Genomic DNA, 6,748 nt, shown 5'->3' on the forward strand with positions numbered 1-6,748 from the left:
GGGCGACGGTGGCGGGCCGTCGGCGCCGTGCGGGGCCGAGGCGTGCGCACCGTGCGCGGCCGAGACCTCCGCGCCGTTCATGGTGAGCGTCGGAGTGTCGTCGGGGCGAGGCGGTACGGCGGACAGGTCGTATCCGCACGCGCCGCAGAAACGGTCACCCGTGTCGAGCGGCTCCGCGCAGCTCGGGCACGTGGGCAGGGCGGCCTGCCTGGGGATCTGGGACATCAACTACACCCACGTCCGGGGGCGGTAACGATTGGCACGTTCCACCAGGTCGATCCTCTCCTCGGCACCGGTCGCCAGCCGGGCCAGCGTGCGGTACGAACGCTCCAGTCCGAAGCGCAGCCCCCGCTCGTCCAGTTCGCTGCCGAGCAGCCCGCGCGGGGCGCCGGGGCCGGTACTGCCCCGGCCACCGGAGAGTACCCAGTCCAGCGCGCAGCCGAGGACTTCGGCGGACAGCTGCTCGCGGCGCGTCGGATCCAGCCCGTAGGCGTCCAGCGCCTGGATCTGCGCCGCGGCGGCGGCCAGATCCTCCTGGAAGGGTACGTCGGCGGCGGTCGCCGTCCGCTGCCGGAGCCGGGCGCGGACGGCCGCGACGCGGGCGGCGGTGTAGTGGATGGACGACTCCGGCACCGACTCCAGCGTCCGTACGGCGCTTCTGCGGTCGCCGGCCGCGAGCTGGACGCGGGCCAGGCCGAACGCGGCGCTGACGAAGCTCGGGTCGGTCGACCACACCAGGCGGTAGTACTCGGCGGCGTTGTCCAACTGGCCGAGTACCTCGGCGCACAGACCGAGCGCCAGCTTCGGCGTGGGCTCGCCGGGGAAGGCGTCGTAGATCGCGTCGAAGGCGAGGGCGGCGCCCTCCTGGTCGCCGGTGACGAGCGAGGCCACGCCCCGGTACCAGACGACCCGCCAGTCGTCGGGCCGTTCGCCCTCCAGCTTGGCCAGGGACATCAGGGCGGCCTCAAAGTCGCCGTTCTCCAGCCAGGCGCGGATCTGCCGCAACCGGGTCTCCACCGACGGGGCCGGTGCCGCCACGAGGGCGGTGATCAGTTCGGCGGGCGCGGAGGCCAGCAGACCGGCCAGGAAACCGGCGTTGGGATCCGACGGGTCGACGTGCGGGACCGGCAGCGCGAGCCCGGCGGCGGGCGCGGGAACGAGCCTGACCAGCCCGGCCGCGGCAGCGCCGGAGGGGGACGGAAGGGCACCGGGCACGCGGGGGGAGGGCACCAGCCCCGCCGGACCGTCCCCGCCCCCTCCAGCCGTCGTACCCGGGCGGCGCCGCGTGGCGGTCACCCGTGACCCCAGCCGGGACACCTCCCCGTCCAGTCTGGGGCACAACTCGGTGTCGGTGACCTTCACTTCGGGTCCGAACAGGGTGGACAGCGCGGGGCGGGGCAGGCCCGACTGGAGCGAGACGACCTCGCGCAGCACGCCCGTCAGCTGTTCGGCCATCTCCTGCGCGGAGGCGAACCGGCGGGCCGGGTCGGGGTCGGTGGCACGGACCAGGAGCCGGTAGAAGGACTCGTACCGGTGGAAGACGGCGATGGAGTCGGGGTCGGGCAGGGAGTCCGCGTAGGCCGTGGTGTAGCCCTGGAAGTCGAAGGTGAGCACGGCGAGGGTGCGGCCGACCGTGTAGAGGTCGCTCGCCACCGACGGGCCGACGTCGGCGACCTCCGGGGCCTGGTAGCCGACCGTGCCGTAGATGGCCGACTCCTCGTCGTCCATCCTGCGCACGGCGCCCATGTCGATGAGCTTGAGCTGGTCCTCGGTCTGGATGGCGTTGTCGACCTTGAAGTCGCAGTACAGCAGGTTGCGGCTGTGCAGATGGCCGAGGGCCTCCAGGGCCTCGATGCCGAACGCGCAGGCCTGCTCCACCGGCAGCGGGTCGCGCTTGCCGTCGGGAGTGCGGCGGTCGTTGGCGATCTCCTTGAGGGACTTGCCGCCGACGTACTCCATGACGATGTACCCGTCCAGCGAACCGGTCCGCTGGTCGAGGTGCTCGACGAAGTTGTAGATCCGCACGATGTTGGCGTGCTCGATCTCGGCGAGGAAGCGCCGCTCGGAGATCGCCGCCTCCATCGCGTCCTGGTCGCCGGTGTCCAGCAGGCCCTTGAGGACCACCCAGCGGTCGGAGACGGCCTTGTCGACGGCGAGGTAGACCCAGCCCAGACCGCCGTGCGCCAGACAGCCCACGACCTCGTACTGGCCGTGTACGACATCGCCGGCCTTCAGCTTCGGGACGAAGGAGTACGGGTGCCCGCACTTGGTGCAGAAGCCCTCCGTACGGCCCTCCCGCTCGCCGCGCGACCTGCCCACCGGCGCCCCGCAGTCGGAGCGCGAGCAGAACCGCTTGCGCTCGGGCACCTCCGGGTTGTCCAGGACCATCGCGCGCGGGTCGGGACGCGGCACCTGCGGCACCGCCACCAGGCCCACCCCGAGCCGGGCACGCCCGGACGAACCGGCCGTGGAACCGGAGCTGCGCACCGACACCGAACGGCCGGTGGACTTGCCCGACAGCGACCGCGAGAGCCGCCCGGACACCGAGCGGCGCGACTTCGACGACTGCGAGGAGGTGCGCGAACTGCGGGCGCTGCGCGCGCTGGAGCTGGAACCGCTGCCGGTCGAGCCCTTGCCGCCGCGGGTCACTCCGGTCGGGGGCGACCCGACCATGCCTTTCCCGGAGGAGGGACCCCCAGCACCCACGACGGGCGCCAGACCGCAGGTGTCGCAGTACAGCTCGCCGCCGCCCATGTCCTCGTACGAGCCCTCACAGCCCGGTCGCTGGCACGTCTGACCTGCCTGACTCATGACCTCTGCTCCCCCCTGTGGTCCTGAGGTCCGCCCTGCTCGGGCACGCGCGGCGCGGCGAGCAGTTCGGCGGCCGCCTGCTGGTAGCGCAGGACGGCCTGTTCGGCGACGCGCAGATCGCAGGGCGCGCTCCACAGCATCCGCCGGGCCGCGTCGTAGCGCTCGATGAGGAACGGGTCCTCGGCGAGCCCGTGCCGGGCGACCTTCGCCTTGTAGGCGTCGAGACGGCCGCGCAGTTCCGCGCGGACCGCGAGCGGCGCGGTGACCGCGGTCAACGACTCGCGGGCGCGCAGCAGTTCGTCCTCCGCCTTGCGCTCCAGGGACTCCAGGAGCGGGGACAGGCGGTGCCACTGGCCGTGCCTGCGGTACTCGGAGGCCGCCGCCACCTGTTCCTGGAGCACGGTGGGCGGGCCGCCGACGGCCGGCACCTCCGTCGCGGCGATCTTCGCGAGCACCTCGCCGCGCGCGGTGCGCGCCTCGGCGAGGGTCCGGTCCGCCCGGCTGAGCACGTCCCGCAGCCGCATCAGCCGCTGCTCGGCGTCCTGGCGGACCGTCAGCACGGCGTCGATCTCCCGGCGGACGTCCTCCAGAGCGCGCGCCTCACGGTCGTACACGGTGGTGTCCGGACGGCCGCCGCCGGGCGCCGAACTGCCCTGCGCGCGCACCCAGAAGGCCAGCGGGTCGGAGATCACCTGCTCGCGCAGCGAGGTCAGGGTGTGGGTGATGCGCTCCAGGTCGTCGCCCGCCGGGTGTTCGCCGGGGCGTACGCCCACGGAGTGCGCGAGCTGCCGGGTGCGCTGGAGTTCCGCGGCCAGTAGATCTATCCGGGCGGGCAGCGCGGACCACACCGCGTCGGCGGCGACGACCAGGTCCAGCGAGGACGCGTACAGGTCGTTCATCCGGTCGACGAGGGTGGTCAGGGAGAAGCTCTCGCTGAGCTTGCCGGAGCCGGCCAGGGTCGGCGCGTTCGCCGTGGCGGTGGCCGAGCCGGCCACCGTGACGGACTCGCCGCGCAGCAGCTCCGTCAGCTCGGCCAGGTCCTCACGGCTGGACCAGCGGCGCCGCGAGCGGATGTCCCGCGCCGAGCGCAGGGCGTCGCTGTAGGCGTCGAAGTACGCCCACAGCAGCGTGATCGACGCCTCGGTGGACGCCCAGCGCTCCTTGGTGACACCGGTCAGCCCGGCGCCTTCGAGGAGTCTGCGGCCCGCGTGGTCCTGGAGGGCGAGGAGCGAGGTCTCGATCGCCTCGTGCTCCGCGCCGAGCCGCGCCAGCGCACGGTCGACCTCGTCCCGGTCCATCACCGGCCCGGGGGGTCCCGTGACGCCCATCGATCACCTCTCGTCGCTGTGTCCGTCTCCTGGTCGGTCCGCCGTCCGCCGGCCGTCCCGTCAGCTGGTGCGCAGATACTGCGGCGCGGGCGGCATCGACGTCGCCGAGTCCGAACCCAGTGTCGCCGACAGCCAGTCGGTGTACGACCGCTGCCAGCCGTTCGCCCGGTATTCCACCAGGGTCTGGTTGACCCGGCGTACCAGGTCGTCCGCGTCCTTCTTCATCGCCACGCCGTAGTACTCGGCCGTGAACGCGGCGCCCTTCAGTTCCACCGTCGGGTCCTGTGCGGCCTGGCTCGCCGCCAGGGCGCCGTCGGTGACCACGGCGTCCACCTCGCCGAGCTGCAACCGCACCAGGCAGTCCAGCTGGTTGGGGACGGTGGTGGAGATGTCGGCGGTCGCGGGCAGCTTCCCTGCCTTCAGGTCGCCGGTCAGCTGGGTGTTGGCGGTCGAACCGGCCGCCGTGCAGATCTTCTTCTTCGCCAGCGTGCCGTCGTAGCCCGTGATCGTCGACGACTTGGGGGCGAGGACCTGCTGTCCCGTCCTGAAGTACGGCGCGGAGAAGGCGACGTCCTTCAGCCGGTCGCAGGTGATCGTCATCGTGCGGACCACCATGTCGACCCGGCCCTCCTGGATGGCCGGCACGCGCTGGTTGGTCGGAATGGCCTTGAACTGGACGGCGTTGCGGTCGCCCAGGATGTCCTCGGCGATCCGCCTCACCAGGTCGATGTCGAAACCCTCCAGCGCGGCACCCGTGTTGTTCGGGTCGCGGTAGCCCCACCGGTAGCTGTTCTGGTCGACGCCGACGATCAGCTTGCGCTTCTCACCCGTACGGGCCTTGATCGCGGCGATCGTCGGACCGTCCGCGGCCGACGGCGACAGCGTCTGCTTCTCGGGGGACTGGCAGCTCGCGTCGACCGCGTGTGTGCCCTCGGCGACGCCCGGACCACCGGTGCCGGTGCTGCCGTCGCCGCGCGACTGGGTCCACGGCAGCAGCAGCATGAAGGAGAGCGCCAGGACGCAGACGAGCGCCATCGCACCCACCCCGCCCCAGCCCCGCATCCGTCGAGCATGCATCGTCACGCCCCCTTTCACCGGTACTCCGACAGCCTGCGGCCGATGCCGAGGACCGCGCCCGCCGCCGCCAGGACCGCCAGGACGGCCGCGCCCAGGGGCAGCCCGCCCATCGCGTCCAGGCCGTCGCCGGCCGCCTGCTTGAACTCGTGCTGCTCGTGGTCGAGCGCGGTCGCCAGGCTCGCGTCGACGCCGTCGAAGCACTGGGCCGTCGCGCCCTTCGCGCCGACCACCAGGGCCAGCGCCTGCTCGTAGTTGCCGTTGTCGTCCTGGGCGCGGGCCGCGGTGTGGCGCTTCTTCCACTCCGCCATGTTGCTCTCCGCCGTCGTGACCGGCTTCTCGCCCGCCTGGTCGTCGGCCAGCTTCGCCGCCGCCGCGAGGCCCTTGCCGAGGACGGCGATCTCCTCGGTGAAGTCGTGGTCGTACGCGTCGATCGTCGTCTCACCGACCTTCACCGTCTCGGCGCCGCGGGCCACCAGGGTCAGGTTCTCGTTGCCGCGCGCCTTGAGCGAGGCGATGCGGGCGTCGTGCAGCACGTTGAGGGAACGGACACCGTGGTCGTAGGAGTCGTGCAGCCCCGCACGGGCCACACTGTGCCCGACCACCAGCCACAGCAGGACGACGGCGGAGGCCGCGGACGCCGCGACCATGCCGTGGTTCAGCACCCGGTTCGTCAGCCGGTAGTTGCGGTGCTGCGCCCAGCCGAGGGCGGCCAGCGCGAGGACGCCGAGAGCGATCGCCGCCCACGGGTACGGCTCGGCCGCCGCGTAGTCGTCCTGAAGGCGCTGGTTCTCCTTCTTGTAGAGGTCCTCCGCCGCCGGGAGCATCTCGTCCTGCATCTTCTGGTTGGCGTAGCGCAGATACGCGCCGCCGACCGGGAAGCCCTGCCGGTTGTAGGTGCGGGCGCGCTCGACGAGGCCCTTGTACTCCGGGAGCAGCTTGTTCAGCTTCGTGATCGCCGCGGTGGAGGGGGAACCGGCGTCGGAGTTGTTCGCGGCGGTGATGAGCTTCGCGGCGGCCGTGTCGATGTCGTCCTCGTAGCGCTTGCGCGACTCGGGCGTCTCCTGGCCGCCGGCCAGGAAGCCGCTCGACGCGGCGGTGTTCGCGTCCGCCAGCGAGCGGTAGATGTCGGCGGCGGCCGCGCTGAGCGGCTGGCTCTTGTGCAGCACGTCGTCGGCGGCGGCCGTGCGGTCACTCATCTGCCAGGACGTGACGGCACCGAACGCGACGACGAGGAGGGCGAGAACGGCGCCGATGATACGGAGCCTGCCCGGCTCGGTGGTCGCGGCGGAGCGCAACTGATCGACACCCTCGGCGAATGCCGTCCGGCGGCCGGGCGGTGTCGCCGTGATGGTTGTCGGCGGGTTTGCCACGTTTGTCTGACCTCCCCCATGGTCAACTGTCTGCGCCAGTATCGCCGGTGGGGGCGGTGCTGCGCACCGGGCTTCACTGGATCTTGATCAGATCGCAGCAAGGCCCTCCGGGGGAACACGTGGAAAGTGCGGATTCGGTTCCACCGGGGGTGGGGTGGGGTC

The 6,748-nt window shown here is 72.2% G+C and carries 5 protein-coding genes; all 5 read right to left on the reverse strand.

The window, feature by feature from the left end; translation table 11 throughout:
- Positions 1-225: zinc ribbon domain-containing protein (locus tag P1P75_RS38215; protein WP_319264079.1), on the reverse strand; the 225-nt coding region annotated here is incomplete at its 3' end.
- A gap of 3 nt (positions 226-228) precedes the next feature.
- Entirely contained in the window at positions 229-2,811 is a 2,583-nt protein-coding gene (locus P1P75_RS38220; protein ID WP_319264081.1) for a tetratricopeptide repeat protein, read from the reverse strand.
- The gene (locus P1P75_RS38225; RefSeq protein WP_319264083.1) at positions 2,808-4,139 is read right to left on the reverse strand and encodes a hypothetical protein; all 1,332 of its coding nucleotides are present in this window, start codon (positions 4,137-4,139) and stop codon (positions 2,808-2,810) included. The genes P1P75_RS38220 and P1P75_RS38225 overlap by 4 nt, the downstream gene beginning before the upstream one ends.
- A 60-nt stretch (positions 4,140-4,199) precedes the next feature.
- Entirely contained in the window at positions 4,200-5,216 is a 1,017-nt protein-coding gene (locus tag P1P75_RS38230; protein WP_319264085.1) for a glutamate ABC transporter substrate-binding protein, read from the reverse strand.
- A gap of 14 nt (positions 5,217-5,230) precedes the next feature.
- The gene (locus P1P75_RS38235) at positions 5,231-6,586 is read right to left on the reverse strand and encodes a hypothetical protein (protein WP_319264087.1); all 1,356 of its coding nucleotides are present in this window, start codon (positions 6,584-6,586) and stop codon (positions 5,231-5,233) included.
- Positions 6,587-6,748: the final 162 nt, after the last annotated feature.

Source organism: Streptomyces sp. ID05-39B (assembly GCF_033794725.1).
Classification (GTDB): domain Bacteria; phylum Actinomycetota; class Actinomycetes; order Streptomycetales; family Streptomycetaceae; genus Streptomyces; species Streptomyces bobili.